General features: G+C 54.1%; 11 protein-coding genes. 1 reads left to right on the forward strand and 10 read right to left on the reverse strand.

Annotation, left to right across the window (positions count from 1 at the left end):
• Window positions 1-47: 47 nt before the first annotated feature.
• From DQG23_RS28725 to DQG23_RS28735, 3 genes are all read right to left on the reverse strand, one after another.
• Window positions 48-1,367, reverse strand: a complete 1,320-nt coding sequence (locus DQG23_RS28725; RefSeq protein WP_113034484.1) for an ABC transporter substrate-binding protein — start codon at window positions 1,365-1,367, stop codon at window positions 48-50.
• Between the two features lie 337 nt (window positions 1,368-1,704).
• The gene (locus DQG23_RS28730; RefSeq protein ID WP_113034485.1) at window positions 1,705-2,610 is read right to left on the reverse strand and encodes an AraC family transcriptional regulator; all 906 of its coding nucleotides are present in this window, start codon (window positions 2,608-2,610) and stop codon (window positions 1,705-1,707) included.
• A gap of 90 nt (window positions 2,611-2,700) precedes the next feature.
• Window positions 2,701-4,800 carry a glycoside hydrolase family 36 protein gene (locus tag DQG23_RS28735; protein WP_113034486.1) on the reverse strand — a complete coding sequence of 700 codons (2,100 nt, stop codon included), beginning with the start codon at window positions 4,798-4,800 and terminating at the stop codon, window positions 2,701-2,703.
• Between the two features lie 398 nt (window positions 4,801-5,198).
• Between DQG23_RS28735 and DQG23_RS28740 the strand changes: the two genes are divergently transcribed.
• Entirely contained in the window at window positions 5,199-6,467 is a 1,269-nt protein-coding gene (locus DQG23_RS28740; RefSeq protein ID WP_113034487.1) for a BaiN/RdsA family NAD(P)/FAD-dependent oxidoreductase, read from the forward strand.
• A 548-nt stretch (window positions 6,468-7,015) separates the two neighbouring features.
• Here the strand turns inward: DQG23_RS28740 and DQG23_RS28745 are convergent.
• The 7 genes from DQG23_RS28745 to DQG23_RS28775 form a co-directional block, all read right to left on the reverse strand.
• The gene (locus tag DQG23_RS28745) at window positions 7,016-7,711 is read right to left on the reverse strand and encodes an ATP-binding cassette domain-containing protein (protein ID WP_113034488.1); all 696 of its coding nucleotides are present in this window, start codon (window positions 7,709-7,711) and stop codon (window positions 7,016-7,018) included.
• A complete protein-coding gene (locus DQG23_RS28750) occupies window positions 7,708-8,595 on the reverse strand; it encodes a hypothetical protein (RefSeq protein ID WP_113034489.1) in 888 nt (295 codons plus the stop codon). Before DQG23_RS28750 ends, DQG23_RS28745 begins: the two co-directional genes overlap by 4 nt.
• Complete coding sequence (locus DQG23_RS28755) at window positions 8,592-9,203, reverse strand: RNA polymerase sigma factor (RefSeq protein WP_113034490.1); 612 nt, start codon at window positions 9,201-9,203, stop codon at window positions 8,592-8,594. The genes DQG23_RS28750 and DQG23_RS28755 overlap by 4 nt, the downstream gene beginning before the upstream one ends.
• Before the next feature lie 30 nt (window positions 9,204-9,233).
• Window positions 9,234-9,899: a hypothetical protein gene (locus tag DQG23_RS28760; RefSeq protein ID WP_113034491.1), complete on the reverse strand. Its 666-nt coding sequence runs from the start codon at window positions 9,897-9,899 to the stop codon at window positions 9,234-9,236.
• 73 nt (window positions 9,900-9,972) lie between these two features.
• On the reverse strand, window positions 9,973-11,835 hold the full coding sequence (locus tag DQG23_RS28765) for a hypothetical protein (RefSeq protein ID WP_113034492.1): 1,863 nt from the start codon (window positions 11,833-11,835) through the stop codon (window positions 9,973-9,975).
• Window positions 11,828-12,706, reverse strand: coding sequence for an ABC transporter ATP-binding protein (locus DQG23_RS28770; RefSeq protein ID WP_113034493.1), 879 nt, complete (start codon window positions 12,704-12,706; stop codon window positions 11,828-11,830). Before DQG23_RS28770 ends, DQG23_RS28765 begins: the two co-directional genes overlap by 8 nt.
• Window positions 12,707-12,888: 182 nt before the next feature.
• Window positions 12,889-14,811, reverse strand: coding sequence for an ABC-F family ATP-binding cassette domain-containing protein (locus DQG23_RS28775; protein ID WP_113034494.1), 1,923 nt, complete (start codon window positions 14,809-14,811; stop codon window positions 12,889-12,891).
• Between the last annotated feature and the right edge of the window lie 26 nt (window positions 14,812-14,837).

The raw sequence follows: 14,837 nt of genomic DNA on the forward strand, positions 1-14,837 counted from the left end.
GCCTTAATAGGGGATAGCCTTATTGCCACTATCCCCTTTCTTGATGATTATTGTTTTGCGAATTCTTTATTAACTTGTTCGTGGAGCGTTTCCAGTTCCTTTTTGATATCCGCACTCGCGTTTTCCATAATTTTAACGTCGGCATCAAGTTCCAACTGGCTGATTTCAAAAAACTTTTTCGTAAAGGCGTACCCGACCCCGTTGTTGGTAACGCCCTCCAAGAATACTTTAAAGTGCGCAGGTTTTTGAGCGGCTATTTCATTAACCAGTGCGGCATTTTGCAAGTCTTCTTTAAGCATTGGAACGCCAGTCGCCCGAAGCAGCTCTTGAGCTTTCTGATTGTAGGTGACAAATTGCATGAACTTCCACGCCGCTTCTTTGTTTTTGCTATCTTGCGTAATACTGAGCATATCCGGCCCGGCATACGTTTTTGTTTTCCCGTCTTTGCTCGGCATCGGCGCAATATCCCATTCAAAATCCTTAATGTCGCGATATACCGGAAAATTCCAAGCGCCGCCCATGGACATCGCCACTTTGCCTGCTACGAACGGATCGATATTTTTGTCGAGATCCTTTGGATTTGGAGCCGCCTTGTCTTTCCAAATAAGGTCGTGCAGCCATGTTTTGAAGGTCAGCATTTCCGGCGAATTGTAGTTGCTGTGCAGCTTGTCCGCTGTCGTAGGTTCGGTGCCGAAAGCGCCTGCCAAACCGGCGGCCATCGAGAATGAAGGGACGGAAAAGCCAAACCTTTTATCCGTTGTCAACTTCTTCGCTGCGGCCTTGAATTCGTCGACGGTCCAGCCGTTTTCCGGATAAGCGATACCGGCTTCCTTAAAAGCCGTCATATTAACGAACAAAGCTGCCCCCGTAACATGCCATGGCAATGCAAATTGCTTAGGATTATCTTTCGGCCATTGGCCTTCGGCAAGAAGCGATTGGGAAAGTTGATCTTTGCGGTCATACGTTTTCAAATAATCGTCGAGCGGAGCAAGCTGATTTTTCTCTACGTATCCGTAAACGATTCCTACATGCATGCCTATTACATCGGCAGCCGATTTCGAAGCAAGCTGGGTTTGCAGCTTCTGCCAGTAAGCTCCCCATTCAAGCGGTTCAAATTCCACGGTAATGTTCGGATTGTCCGTTTGAAACCGATCAATGACGTTTTTCCAAATTTCTATATCGCCGGGGCCGTACCAGGTCGAGAACCGAATCTTTGTTTTTTCGCCGTTGGTTGCCGGTGTTTGCGTACCGCCGTCCGCTCCTGTAGCTGTGGATGCGGGTTTGCCGTTGGAAGAACAAGCCGATACTACAAGTGAAAGCATAAGGATAAAAATAATGGATAAAACAGACGATTTTCTAACACCCATACTAATCCCGTCCCTTTTGTGTTGGTAAAATCAGAAATACAATTGGATTTCAGCGCTTCCGGTAAACATCTCTACCGTAACCGTTTCACAAGCGGCAGAGTATGCTTCGCCCGTTACGCTGAATGGCTTCCCGCCATCCGGATGCGGAATACGCAGGCAAAGAGAACCAGGTTTTCCGTCCGATTCGCTGCTGATTCCGGCAACCACCCCCTTCTCTAATTGCGATTCGACATTCTTAAATATTGGACTTAATTCCGATAAATTCTAACAATTACAATTGTATCAAGCGTCGTAAAGAAAGCGTTACCAGAATTCTGACTTGATCAGTTTCCCACTGTCATGAATAATCACTTAATTTATATTTATAACGTTGTTTATCAACAGAATTGCGATATGTTACCGGCGTCCGGCCCGTATATTGTTTAAATAGCGAATGAAAATGCTGCCGGCTGCCTACTCCGACATATTCGGAAATATCGATAATCGGAATATCGGTTCTCATCAGCAGCAATTTTGCCTTCTCCATTCGCAGGGAAGTCAAGTATTCCGTAATCGTCGAACCGGTAATGGATTTAAAAATACGTTGAAGATAGCCCACATGCAGATTGACATGCGCGGCGATCTCCTTAACGCGTATTTGACGGTCGTAATTATGCTGCAAAAACTGAATGCATTGCTTGATATAGTAGTCTGTCTGCGGCTGTCCCTCCTTGAATTGTTCCCAAAGCCGCGAGATTCGGATAAGCAGCTGCATGAACAGCAGTCCGACCATTACTCCGGTTTCCAAACGTTGATTGTCCAGTTCAAACACGAGACTCTTAAGCACATGGTACAGTTCATCCGGGTCGGCCAGCACCAAATAGGAATCCGGAAAACGGATAAGGGCTGCAAGCGCCTCTTCCTTCTCCGCCAGCTCCTTCATCGAAGGAAAAATGTCTTGACGCTCGCTGAAGTGAAATTCAACGTTTAACATTCTGCAGGCGACTTCATCGACAATGAGACGATGCGGGACATTACCGTCAAGCAAAATGAACTCGCTTTTTTTCATTGCCACGCTTTTTATGCCAGTCTCCAGCTTAAGCTCGACGCGGCATTCTCCGCTGATCACATACATAATTTCCGTTGAGTTGTGATTATGGAAATTCATCCGCAGGTTCTGATACTGCTTGAAATAATAACCCATCATTTGAGGCTCGAAATGCTGCTGCAGCAGCAAAGGTTGGAACAACGATCCGATCTCCATTCCGTATCCATCCTTTCTGAATGTAGAATTCGATATAAAAATCGCCCCCTATTTGCCGTGCAGACAAAGCGGAAGGCGATGCATTTCAGGTTACTCCATCACGAATTCAAAGAGCCTGGCGCTATTTATGGACGGCATGGTTATCGTCAATTTCCCGCATTCCCGATCCCAGTACCAGTCGCAGTCTTGTCGTTGCGGATATCCGCAGCGAATGGCAGTTGTCCTATGTTTAAACTCCGGCAACGGCAATTCAACGGTATCCTCATCGCTTTCCAGACGCCATACCGCCAAGTACGCTTTATCCTCGCAACGCAGCCCCAGACTTAGCCATGAATCTCCATACGAGGGCAGCCCTAGCGGCCAAAAAGGTAACCCGCCAGCCAAATCCTTTCGAATTTTCTTATAAAATTCCAATCCTTCCCGAATAAGCTCGAAACGATTCGCTGAAATTTCCGCCAAATGACCGCTCTGATGCACTCTCATCAACATGCAATTGACGAGGTTGAAAATGACTTCTTCCTCGGAGCCGTCCCTCAGCGGATAGGACCAAACCGCACATTGCTCGGGGGTTAGCGCCGCCGGAGCTCCCGCAACAATCGCGGCATATTTGCGGTAGTCCGTCTGATCGCTGCTCGACTGGACGCTATGGCGGCTAAGCAGCGCATAATCTATACGCATTCCCCCGCTTGCGCAGTTTTCGATGACGAGCTTGGGATATCGCTCGAATACGTTGTCGAGCCATTGGAGATAGGCGCGATTATGCTGGAGAAGGCCGTCCCCGAAGCTGTCCGCGTTAATCTCGGTGCCGATCCCCGCGTTAATGTTGTAGTCCATTTTGATATAACCGATCCCATATTCCTTCACAAGCCGATCAATCACTTCATTCGCATACTTCACCACTTCGGGATTGCGGTAATCCAGCTGGTAGCGGCCATGATCGATCACCCGTTCTCCATGCCGAACGAAAAACCAGTCGTCGCTCACTTTGCTTGCAAGCGGACATCGCACCCCCATCACTTCAAGCTCCAGCCATAAACCCGGAACCATTCCCTTGCTCCGAATATAGTCCGTCACTTCCTTCAGACCGCCGGGGAATCGCACCTCTGAGGGCTGCCATGCTCCGACCGTATCCCACCAGCCCTCGTCCGCGTACCAGCCTGCATCAATGCAGTAATATTCGCATCCCGCGCGCGCGGAAGCATCGACCAACGGCATAATTTTCTCCGTCGTAGGATCGGCAAACAAGCAGTTCATATAATCGTTGAAAATAACGGGCAGCCGTTCATTGTCCCGGTTGGGCCGCCTGATCGCCCGGCGGTAACGGGTCAATTCGCCGACAGCCTGTTCGAAGCCTCCTTCGACGATACCGACGCCAACCGGGACCGAATGAAACGATTCGCCCGGGGCAAGTTTTTTCCACCAATGGTTTTCATTTTCCGTCGGGCCGCTTACCTGCAAGTAAAGGTGGTTCGCCGCGTCGCTGATTTCCCAGTGCCAGGAACCGTTGTGTTCGATTTGCCAGATTAAAGCGGTGCCCTGTTCGCTGTTCTCAAAACAGCCCATCGGGATCAGGCCGGCAGACGACCATGTTCCTGACGTGCTGTAAGAAAGCCGCTTCAGGGACGAAGCGTTCGCTTGCGTCAAACCGAGCTCCGGCATCGTATTGCTTCTCCACTGCATTTCGCCGTGCCACGTATTATGCGCGACATACAAGCGGCCTTGACGCTCCCAGCTCGAAGCCCCTCCCTTGGCGATACCGGTCAAAGCGAAGGAGGATACATATTCTAGCGCAACCGAGCCGGCGGAGCGATTCGTAATTTCAGTCCAGGCGCGCACGACCGGAATTTGGCTGAAAAATTGGTAGTGTGCCGTTACAAAAAGTCCTTCATCCTCCATGACGATTTCCAGCTTCCGGCCATGCGAATTGCGCCTGTCGTTATGTTTGACATATTTCAAGCGACTGCCCGGCATTGTGCCGGTATATTTGGAGCCGTGATGATCGTCCTGATCCAGTCCGGTCATTTGAATTTCAACGATGCGAAATTTGCGCCGCACTTCTTCGGCCTCAAGCTCATGCACGGCCAACGGGAACGGTGAGAAATGCAGCAGCCGGACCTCCCTGCTTTCTGTCACTTCCGCTTCGAAATAAAGTCCGTTTTCATTGATGGAAATGTTGAGCAGCTCTTTCATAAATCCTCCTTAAAAATTACAGCCGTTGCTGTCAATTCACATATTGCGTCGGGACGAGCAATACACAAAACACTGGCACTCGTGTGCTGTACTTTCTTAAATATAATTGTAGCAAGGACAGAAAGTAAGCGTTATCATATTTATGACTTGTTTTTATTTCCGCTGTCAGCGATTATCACTTTTTACCTTGGACTGCTTAGAGATCCCAAACTCGCTAATCGTTACAATCGCCCTCTACCAAACCATCTCGGTTAGGTGAGGGCGATCTTCTTTAATTGTATACAGTTGCTTAATAACAAGCCCGCCGCCCCTCCTGCGGTGCAATAGAATATTTTACTTCCCTCCGCCGTTGCGCTAGAATGGCGGTAAACGAACGTAACGGGTAAGGAGCACGCACATTGAACACTAACGTAATCGTCATCGGGGGCGGCCCCTCCGGGTTAATGGCCGGTATTGCGGCGGCATCTCACGGCGCTGAGGTGCTGCTGATCGATAAGGGCGACAAGCTGGGGCGCAAGCTCGGCATTTCCGGCGGCGGCCGCTGCAACGTGACCAACGCCAAAGAAATTGACGAACTCATTAAGCATATCCCAGGTAACGGCCGGTTTCTTCACAGCGCTTTTGCGACGTTCAGCAACCGGGATATCATCCGTTTTTTCGAGGATCTCGGCATACGATTGAAGGAAGAAGACCGCGGCCGCATGTTTCCCGTTTCCGATCGGGCCAAAACGGTTGTGGACGCGCTGGTAGGCAAAGCGAGGAGCCTTGGCGTCTGCACGCGCGTCAATCATCCTGTGGCCGAAGTGCTTTACGGAGACGGGCGCGTGACCGGCATCCGCCTGCGCTCGGGCGAGACGATCGGCTGCGACGCCGTTATTATCGCCACAGGAGGCAAATCGGTGCCGCACACAGGCTCGGCGGGCGACGGCTATGCCTGGGCGGAAGCGGCCGGGCATACGATCACGGAGCTTTATCCGACCGAGGTACCGCTCACCTCGCGTGAGCCGTGGATTCGCAGCAAGGAGCTGCAAGGCCTTAGCCTGCGTGACATCACGCTGTCGGTATGGAACGCCAAGGGCAAAAAGCTTATCGAGCACGAAGGCGACCTGCTGTTCACCCACTTCGGCCTTTCGGGACCGACGGCGCTGCGCTGCAGCCAGTTCGTCGTGAAGGCGCTGAAGCAATCCGGCGCGCCGTCCGTGAGGCTGACGATCGATCTGTTTCCGGACAAGCGCGCCGACGAGCTGTTCGCCGAGTCGCTGTCCCTTGCCAAAAGCGAGCCGAAAAAAGCGGTTCGGAACGTGCTCAAGGGATTGCTGCAGGAACGGCTTATCCCGCTCCTGCTAAGCAAAGCCGGGATAGACTCGGACATTACCTTCGACAACATTCCGAAGCAGCCTTGGGCCGAGCTTTCGAAGCTGCTTAAGGCTTTCCCGGTCGATGTGAACGGCACCCTCTCGATCGAGGAAGCGTTCGTTACCGGAGGCGGCGTCAATCTGAAGGAAATCGATCCGGGCACGATGCAGTCGAAGCTGACGGATGGACTTTTTTTCTGCGGGGAAATACTCGATATTCACGGCTACACCGGCGGCTACAACATTACGGCGGCGTTCGTCACGGGGTACACGGCGGGCAAGCACGCTGCGGAGCTGCAGCATACGCACTAATCGATGCCTTACGGTTTCTCCGCCGTTTTCCTGTCGGCTATGAGGCCGAAGCTTGGTTGTAACCTAGAACGGCCTTTCACCGGCTCGGTGCGGCTAGCTTACGTCAATTAGACGGAGGATGTCTCGATCCAGCCGCAGCTTCAGACGAGTACCCCTCCCATTGATGACTAGCATTCTGGAGAGAAGTAATGAGGAAAAACTCACTATCAGTGAGGCAAACCTCACTGTTTCTCGCCTAAGACGCTTGTTCCGGATGGTTAGTGAGGGAAACGAAACGAATAGTTAGGAAAAGCTCATTATTCGTTTCCCTTATTAGTCGGCAAGAATGGACCTTTTACCGGTTGAATAGTGAGTTCTGCCTTATTAACAGTGAGGTTTTCCTCACAAGTACATTGACCGCTTGATTCCAAGGTTTGCTGCTCGACTTGTCGTGGAATCCGTACGACGAGAAGCTCCTCGCCGCTGCCGCGATTCCTTTCCGAATGGCTCGAAGGCACAGACCGCCAAGCTCCCTTAGCGATCTGTGCCTTTATCAGCAAGCTGCCCCTCTACTGCTTCGCAAATTGAGCCGTTATCCCGTCCTCGATGTCTCCGGCCTCGTAATCGCCTGCAAGCAAGCCTTCCTTCAGCACGAGCATCCGATCATAAAAGCCCGTCGCCATCTGTTCGACGAAGTGGCTCGCGACGACCACGACGGCATTCTCCGCATAGTCGGAAAGAAACGCCAGCAGCTCGTTTCGCCGCTCCATATCCAGCCCGACGAACGGCTCGTCGAGCATAACGAACGACGGGTCGCCCAGAAAGGCTTGAGCGATCATCGCCGTCCGCCGGTAACCCACCGATTCATGCTTCAGCTTCCGGTGCAGCATGCGCTCTATCCCGAACGCAGCGCAAACGCGCTCGATCTCCGCGTCCGTCCGTTCCCTCGCAATGCCCTTCAATCCGGCGATATAGGCCAGATACGCTTGCAGCGTCATATCGTCGTAAAGCGCAATGTCCTGCGGCACGTAGCCGAGAGACATGCGGGCTTCCAGCTGCGTAAGCCGAATCCCTTCCAGCTCCATATGAAGATTGGCGTCGGGAATCTGATAAATGCGGCAAATCGCCTTGAGCAGCGTGCTTTTGCCCGCTCCGTTATGCCCCGCAATGCCCGTCAAGCCTCTGCCGAGCTGCAAATCGACGGGACCCAGCCGCAAAACTCCTTGACGGTCGCGAACGACCGCTCCCCGCAAACGAATGATCATCCCGTCACCCTTTCCGGTACGCGAAGCTTCGCCGATTTATGCCAGGCAAGCAGGCACAAGACGACAATCAGACCAAAGCCGATCAGCTTGCTCGCCAGCCAGTCCGGGTACGCCTCGCCGCTGAATATATACAGCATACCTAGCCGTTCGTTCAGTATAAGCTGAACGGCCCAGACGAATACCGACATGAGCAGCCCGCTTAGGATGCCGTAGTACAACATGACGACAAGCGCGGCAAGACTGGATACGCCCAGCGGAATCAGCCAGCTTGCGATAAAGGCGCCGACATCGGCCGGATGCTTCGCGAGCAAGGATACAAGCGTAGTCAGTACGACATCGTAGGCAACGATCAGCGTCAGCCTGCCGAATACAAGCTGAATAGGCGAAACGGGCATGCTAAGCTCCAGCTCGAACATCGGCGTTCCGAACGAACGGAATACATAACACACGCTTAAAGCGGCAAGCAGCGGCGCAACGAACACAAGCGGCTGAGCAGCGTTTATTTCGCCGAATAACGCCCCCAGCAACCCGCCGATCACCACAATTGCCGCGGAAACGACCCAGAACGGCCACGCGAATAATCGAATTTGCGGACGAAGCCAGCTCAGCAGATGAACGAGCAGCCCCATTTCGGACAGCTTGCGTCGTTTCCGTCCCGCTGCAGCCTGACGCCCTTCTTCCCACCGTGCGCTAAGCGCCGCCGCAAGCCGCTTCGTATCGTCCGCCTTGGGGGGCTCCACGGTAAATCTGGAAAGCCCTTCGACTAATCGGTTCATTTGCTCCGGCGTGAGCGATTCCCGCCTTTCTTCGCTTCCATCGTTTAATTCTTCCCATAGCTCCCTCTCCTTGGACGAACGGGTCGGATTGCCGTTTTTTCCATTCATGCATATCCCCCCTTTCCTTTGGTCCGTGCCTGGCGGTTCATCCCGCCCGATTGGCCGGCGTCTTCCCCGTACCGGTCGGCCAGCAGCCTGTGCAGCTCCGACAAGCACTGGTACAGCCGCGATTTGACGGTGCCCAGCGGAATGTCCAGCACGCCGGCGATTTCCTCCAGCTTCAGCTCCTGGTAAAAGCGCAGCACGATCAAATTCCTTTTTTCCGGAGCGAGCCGACCGATTGCCGCAATGACCGCCTCGCGATCCGTCTGCTTCTCGAAGATGGAGGCCACAGAATGGTCGGACGGTAAATCCCGCAGCGCCTCGTCGTTGACCCATTCATATCGGTAAGACGGCTTGCGCCACAAATCCCGGCAAAGATTAGCCGCGATTTTGTATATCCACGGCCGGAACGAATCCGGCAGCCTCCCTTTGCGAACGTATTCGATTACCCTGATGAAGCATTCTTGCGTCAAATCCTCGGCTAACGAGGGCGAACCGAGCATCCGGTACAGATACGTATAAATCGGGACGTGATACCGGTTCACGATATTTTCCAAAGCCGCCGCATTTCCGTTCAGCAGCTCCCGCAGCAATTGTTCGTCGCTTACTGGCAACCTTCGCGCCTCCTTTCGACCCGAAACCGGCTATTTCATAAAATGCCGCTTATATCGGAAAACGGCGAAGCTGGCCGCACATACGGCGATCGTCATCAAGATAAGCAGCGAGCGGTTCCAGACAACATCCCCCTCAGCCCCCCCATATGGAAATGTCGCCATAAACAAATACAGCTTTTGCGTCACCATCCCGCGCGACAAGCTCTCCGTAGCCCAGTAAAATAGGCCCGCCGCTATGCCTACCGCATCTTTTCTGCCGATTAGCGCCGCAAGCAGCGTCAAATGGCCGAGCCAGAGCGAGGGAACCAGCGTTTGTAACGTAACGGTTCGCCAATCGAGACCGACAACCGCCAAATCGATAGCCGCTAGCGAGACGTAATAGACGGCAAGCAGCAGCAGCAAACCGATCGCCCATTTTTCGGCGAGCAGCCGCCAGCCGCGGACCGGCAATGAAAACAACCATTTCAATACGCCTTCCTCCAACTCCTCCGCGGCAAGCTGGGAAAACCAGAACACGGCGACGAGCGGAAATCCGATTTCATAAATCGCCAGAATGTGCGAAGGCGTAACGGCCTCCACAATCCCAAGCGGCTTAAGAAGACAAGCTGCCGTCAACAGCAGCAGGGCGAACAGCAGAGCGCCGTATGATATGCCCGTACAAACGATTTTCAAATGGATGCGTATTCGCTGCGGCATGATTATCGTACTCCTTTCGTTAGCCCAGTTCCTTGATCCGGGAGCGCCGGCCGTTCACAGCAAGTTCAGGGCGTCATTTACGTACGTTCTCTACTCCTTCAAGCTGATCAAGGTACGAGGTGTAATCATAGGAGAATATTTCTTTCAATTGGGCTTCTTCATGCCTATAAAGGAAAAGATTGCTTTTGACCGTCATCATCCCGCCAAGGTTCCGCCCGTCTCCGTAACCGTCAACGAGGTCGTACGGCATCATCGTGAGCGAACCCGCCCGCATGATTTTACGCTCTTCATCGGCCGCCGAGACGACCTCCTCCAAAATCGGCAGCAGTTCTTTAACCGCCCTTTCGTCGGTTAACCCGCCTACGATCACCCTAAGCTTCGGTGCCTCCGTATCCGCAACGATCTCTTTCAGCGCCCCGCCGAGCAGCGTGATTCCGTCGGTTTGCCGGCCTTCGAACGTGACGGTTTGCCTTCCTCCCTTAACCGTCCGTCCGGTCGTTTCCGCATTGCTGAACAAGTTCAACGAATTCGGGAAATCTACCGTCAGCTTATAGTCGGACAGCCCTACAGCCGGATAAACCTCCTGCAGCTTGACGGGGCTGCCGCGCTTTTCATCCTGAACGCGAAGCAGCCTGTGACTGCCCGGAAGCGGATACCAGCCATACTGGCCGGGCAAAAATACGCGATCCTCCCGTACCATATGAACCGGAACGATCATATTCCCGGGGTTATTGCCATACGGATGAAACACCCGCCAATCGTCGACAACGCCGCTATAAGTAAGCGTCAGCTTGACCTCTTGCTTGCCGCCGGACTGCCCAAGGTCAAGCCTGACGAGAGAGCCCTCCCGGCGAAAAGATACACCCTTCCCGTCCGCTTCCGCCGATTCGATCTTAAAGGTATCCCTAAGCGTGAACGTTAGCTCCTCAGGCGTTTCATTCGGCGGCAGCCCGACATCCAGCCCGGCCGTTATCCCGACCGCCGAGCCGTTATACGTCAGCTTCAAGTCGTAGCGGCTGACGCTGAACGCAGGCGCCTGCTCCATCTGTTGGGAAGCCGTCTCCTGCTGCCGTTCCAGCTCGCGAAATGCCTCTGCTCGTTCTCCGCGGACGGCGGCATAGCCTGCAAGCGCCGATAAAGCGAGTACAGCCGTTACGCCGAGCAGGCCGTAGCAGCGGAGCCTGGAGAACGGCTCTCTGCGCCTGCGTTTTTCCGCAAGCCACACGATAAACAAAACAAGCAATGTAAGCAAAGCATACATACTACGATGAAGCCATAACGTGCGGTCGTTCAGAAATCCCCACAGGTCATTGTAGAAGCCCATCGACTTATGATCGAAAAGCATAAAGTTGAATAAAGCGTTCAAAGGGGCGGGAAGGCGGGAATCGATGACCAGCAGCATCAAATACACATGGACGAACCATACCGCGAAACCAAGCACGTATCCGATACGTCCGCTTACCAGCGTGCCCAGTGCCCAGCCGAGCGCAACCGCGTATACCATTCCCGCGGCCAACGGCGCCATGACCAGCAAACTGCGCCCAAGCCCGACGCTCTCCTCCAAGCGAAACGCAGACATCGCGAGCAATAACCCCGAGGAAACGAGGCCGAGCAGCACGAAAGGGACGGCCGTAACCGTAAAACGGACAGAGAGCAGCTTACCGCTCCGGTAAGGCAAGCTGCCAAGCAGCCGGTTCGTCCCCAGAGCCGTATCTCTTCTGGCCCCGTGAATGCCCGCCAGCAGCGTCAGAATCGATATCGGCATGCTGTATAAAAAGCCGAATTGGTGAATCAAATAGCCGTAGTCGAAAATATCGTCGTTTATCGAATAAACCAGCCATCCGTGCCCGGCTCCGAGGAGAAGCAGCACCCATAGGAAAGGCCCGCGAAGCATCAGCTTCCATTCCGTACGCCAGTACACCGCCCACTCACTCATGGCTATCCACCCCTGCCAGCGCCATATATCCGTCCTCCAGGTCCGGTATAGCGGGAACCGCCTCCGCAAAGGGCTGCCCGGCTGCGAGAATGCGCAGCTCGAAGCCATTACGCGTTTTGCGCTGGCTGACGACCTTACCGTTCAGCGATACGTGAGGCAGCTCGCGTTCCGTAACGGCCCCGGTCCATACTTTGCCTTTAACCATCGCAAGGAGCTCGTCAGGCGCCCCCTTGAATATAAGCTTCCCTTGGCGCATAACCGCCATTGCTCCGCAGCTGCTTTCGATATCGGCGACGATATGGGTGGATAGCAGGACGGTGCGCTCCAGGCTCAAATCCTCCAGCAGGTTGCGAAAACGGACGCGCTCCTCCGGATCCAAGCCGGCAGTCGGCTCGTCGACGATAATAACGCGGGGATCGCCGATCAGCGCCTGCGCGATACCGATACGCTGCTTCATGCCGCCCGAATACGTCTTTATTTTGCGCTTGGCCTTGTCCGCCAAATTGACCTTCTCCAGCATCTCCGTTACCCGCTTGCGGCGGTCGGCCGTCGCCGTATAACCCTTGAGCGTTGCGATATACGTCAGGAACTCCTCGCCCGTAAGCTTCTGGTATAAGCCGAAATATTGGGGCAAGTAGCCTAACGCGCGGCGAATTTCATGATCGTCCTTGCCGAGCCGGTAATCGCCGAAGCGGATCGTTCCTTCCGTCGGCGCAAGCAGCGTCGCCATAATTTGCATCAGCGTGCTTTTGCCCGCTCCGTTCGGCCCGAGCAGTCCGAACATGCCGCCCGTTATAGTCAAGTCAATACCGTCCAATGCGAGCATGTTCGGCTGATAGGCCTTTGTCAATCGTTCAATGGAAATATTCATTGTGCGGACCGCCGCCCTTCCTAATCTTCTTGAAAGGTAAGACGAAGCTATTTGCTTAACGTTCGGTTCGGACGCAATTTTTTCTTATAAAAAAAACGGCGAAGGGACGCCTGCGGGTAACCCGCCTCCCTTGCCGTTTACGTTCGATACCCGCTTTCCCGAGAGGAAAACGTCCGAGCAGCCTACTTCTTCTGACCGGCTATTTGTTCGGCCAGCTCGTTCAAATAAGTCCAGCGCTCAAGCAGCTGATCGAGCTTCGCTTCCTGCTCCTGCTGCTCGGTCACGAGCTTTTGCAATAACGCAGAATCGCTGGCCGCAGCATTCATCTCCTCGCCGATTTCCTGAAGCCGCGCTTCGGCGCCGGCGATCAGTTCGTCGATCTGCTCATACTCCTTCTGCTCGCTGTACGAAAAGCGCAGAGCGCGTTCTTTGCGAGGCTCCGCAGGAGCAGCGCTTTTGGCTGCTGGCTGCGGCTTTTTCACGGCACTGTCCGCCTCCGCGGCTGTCTGCTTGCCCGCAAACTCCCGGTATTCCGTATAGTTGCCGACATGATGGGAAATAACGCCGTTCCCTTCGAAAACAAGCAGCTTCTCCACAGTCCGGTCAAGAAAATACCGGTCATGGGATACGACGATGACGGCACCCGGGAAGTCATCCAAATAATCTTCCAGAACGGTCAGTGTCTGAATATCGAGATCGTTGGTCGGCTCGTCGAGCAGCAGCACGTTAGGCGCGCCCATCAGCACGCGGAGCAGGTACAGCCTGCGCCGTTCCCCGCCCGACAGCTTGCCGATCGGCGTCCATTGCATCGTGCCGGAAAACAGAAACCGCTCCAGCATCTGCGATGCGGATATCGCTTCCCCCTCGGACGTCCGGACGACCTCGGCCGCTTCTTTGATATATTCGATCACCCTCTGATTCGGGTTCATTTCGACCGCTTCCTGCGAAAAATAGCCGATGTTTACCGTCTGCCCGATATCGATTTTGCCGCCGTCCGGCGTTATGCGGCCTGCGATCATATTCAGGAGCGTCGACTTGCCGCTTCCGTTCACCCCGATAATGCCGATCCGGTCGTCGCGCTGGGCGATATAGCTGAAGTCGCCTAGCAGCACACGGTTCTCGAAGCTTTTGTTCAAATGCTCGATTTCGAGCACCTTTTTGCCCAGTCTCGTAGCTCCGATCGAAATATCCAGCTGCTCGCCGCGCGCTTCCGGTGCCGCATCCTGCAGCTGCTCGAACCGTTCGATCCGCGCCTTTTGCTTGGTCGAGCGTGCTTTAGCGCCCCGGCGTATCCAGGCAAGCTCGGTCCGCAGCAGATTTTGCCGCTTTTTCTCCGAAGCTTGCTCGCTCTCTTCCCGCTCTACCTTCAGCTCCAAAAACCGGCTGTAATTCGCCGTATAGCTGTACAGCCTGCCGCGATCGAGCTCCAGCATCCGGTTCGCTACGCGATCCAGAAAGTACCGGTCATGTGTAATCATCAGCAAGGCGCCGCGGCGCTTGTTCAGAAACTGCTCCAGCCAATCGACCGTCTCATTGTCGATATGGTTCGTCGGCTCGTCGAGAATGAGCAGGTCGGCCGGATGAATAAGCGCTTCCGCCAGCGCCACCCGCTTCCGCTGACCGCCGGACAAGCTGCTGATTTTAGCGTCGAAGCGGTCGATGCCGAGCTTGCCGAGAATCGTTTTGGCATCGCTCTCGAACTGCCAAGCGTCCAGCGCATCCATCTCCGAGCTGAGCTGAAGCAGCCTCTGCTGCAGCTTGGCGTCCGACGGATCGCGCTCGATCGCCGCCATCGTTTCCTCGTACGCGCGTATCGTGCGGATGACCGGCGTATCGCCTTGGTAAAGCTGCTCCAATACGGTCGCGCCCTCAAGAAATTGCGGGTTTTGCGGCAAATACCGGACGCTGACGCGGTTCCCTTTGGTCACGGTTCCGCTGTCCGGCGGCTCAAGCCCTGCAATCACCTTCAAAAAAGTCGACTTTCCCGTCCCGTTCACACCGATGACGCCGATTTTATCGTGTTCGTCGATGCCGAACGACGCGTTTTCGAACAATATTTTCTCGCCGTAGCTTTTGGTAATCGATTCGATCGTTAATAGGTTCATGATTCAAATCCTTTTCGCAAAATGGA

Source organism: Paenibacillus contaminans, from assembly GCF_003285015.1.
GTDB classification, from domain to species: domain Bacteria; phylum Bacillota; class Bacilli; order Paenibacillales; family NBRC-103111; genus Paenibacillus_V; species Paenibacillus_V contaminans.

What these genes read in the sequence shown, in the direction of transcription:
- DQG23_RS28725 (WP_113034484.1), bottom strand. Translation starts at nt 1,367, where the DNA reads ATGGGTGTTAGAAAATCGTCTGTTTTATCCATTATTTTTATCCTTATG.
- DQG23_RS28730 (WP_113034485.1), bottom strand. Translation starts at nt 2,610, where the DNA reads ATGGAGATCGGATCGTTGTTCCAACCTTTGCTGCTGCAGCAGCATTTC.
- DQG23_RS28735 (WP_113034486.1), bottom strand. Translation starts at nt 4,800, where the DNA reads ATGAAAGAGCTGCTCAACATTTCCATCAATGAAAACGGACTTTATTTC.
- DQG23_RS28745 (WP_113034488.1), bottom strand. Translation starts at nt 7,711, where the DNA reads ATGATCATTCGTTTGCGGGGAGCGGTCGTTCGCGACCGTCAAGGAGTT.
- DQG23_RS28750 (WP_113034489.1), bottom strand. Translation starts at nt 8,595, where the DNA reads ATGAATGGAAAAAACGGCAATCCGACCCGTTCGTCCAAGGAGAGGGAG.
- DQG23_RS28760 (WP_113034491.1), bottom strand. Translation starts at nt 9,899, where the DNA reads ATGCCGCAGCGAATACGCATCCATTTGAAAATCGTTTGTACGGGCATA.
- DQG23_RS28765 (WP_113034492.1), bottom strand. Translation starts at nt 11,835, where the DNA reads ATGAGTGAGTGGGCGGTGTACTGGCGTACGGAATGGAAGCTGATGCTT.
- DQG23_RS28770 (WP_113034493.1), bottom strand. Translation starts at nt 12,706, where the DNA reads ATGAATATTTCCATTGAACGATTGACAAAGGCCTATCAGCCGAACATG.
- DQG23_RS28775 (WP_113034494.1), bottom strand. Translation starts at nt 14,811, where the DNA reads ATGAACCTATTAACGATCGAATCGATTACCAAAAGCTACGGCGAGAAA.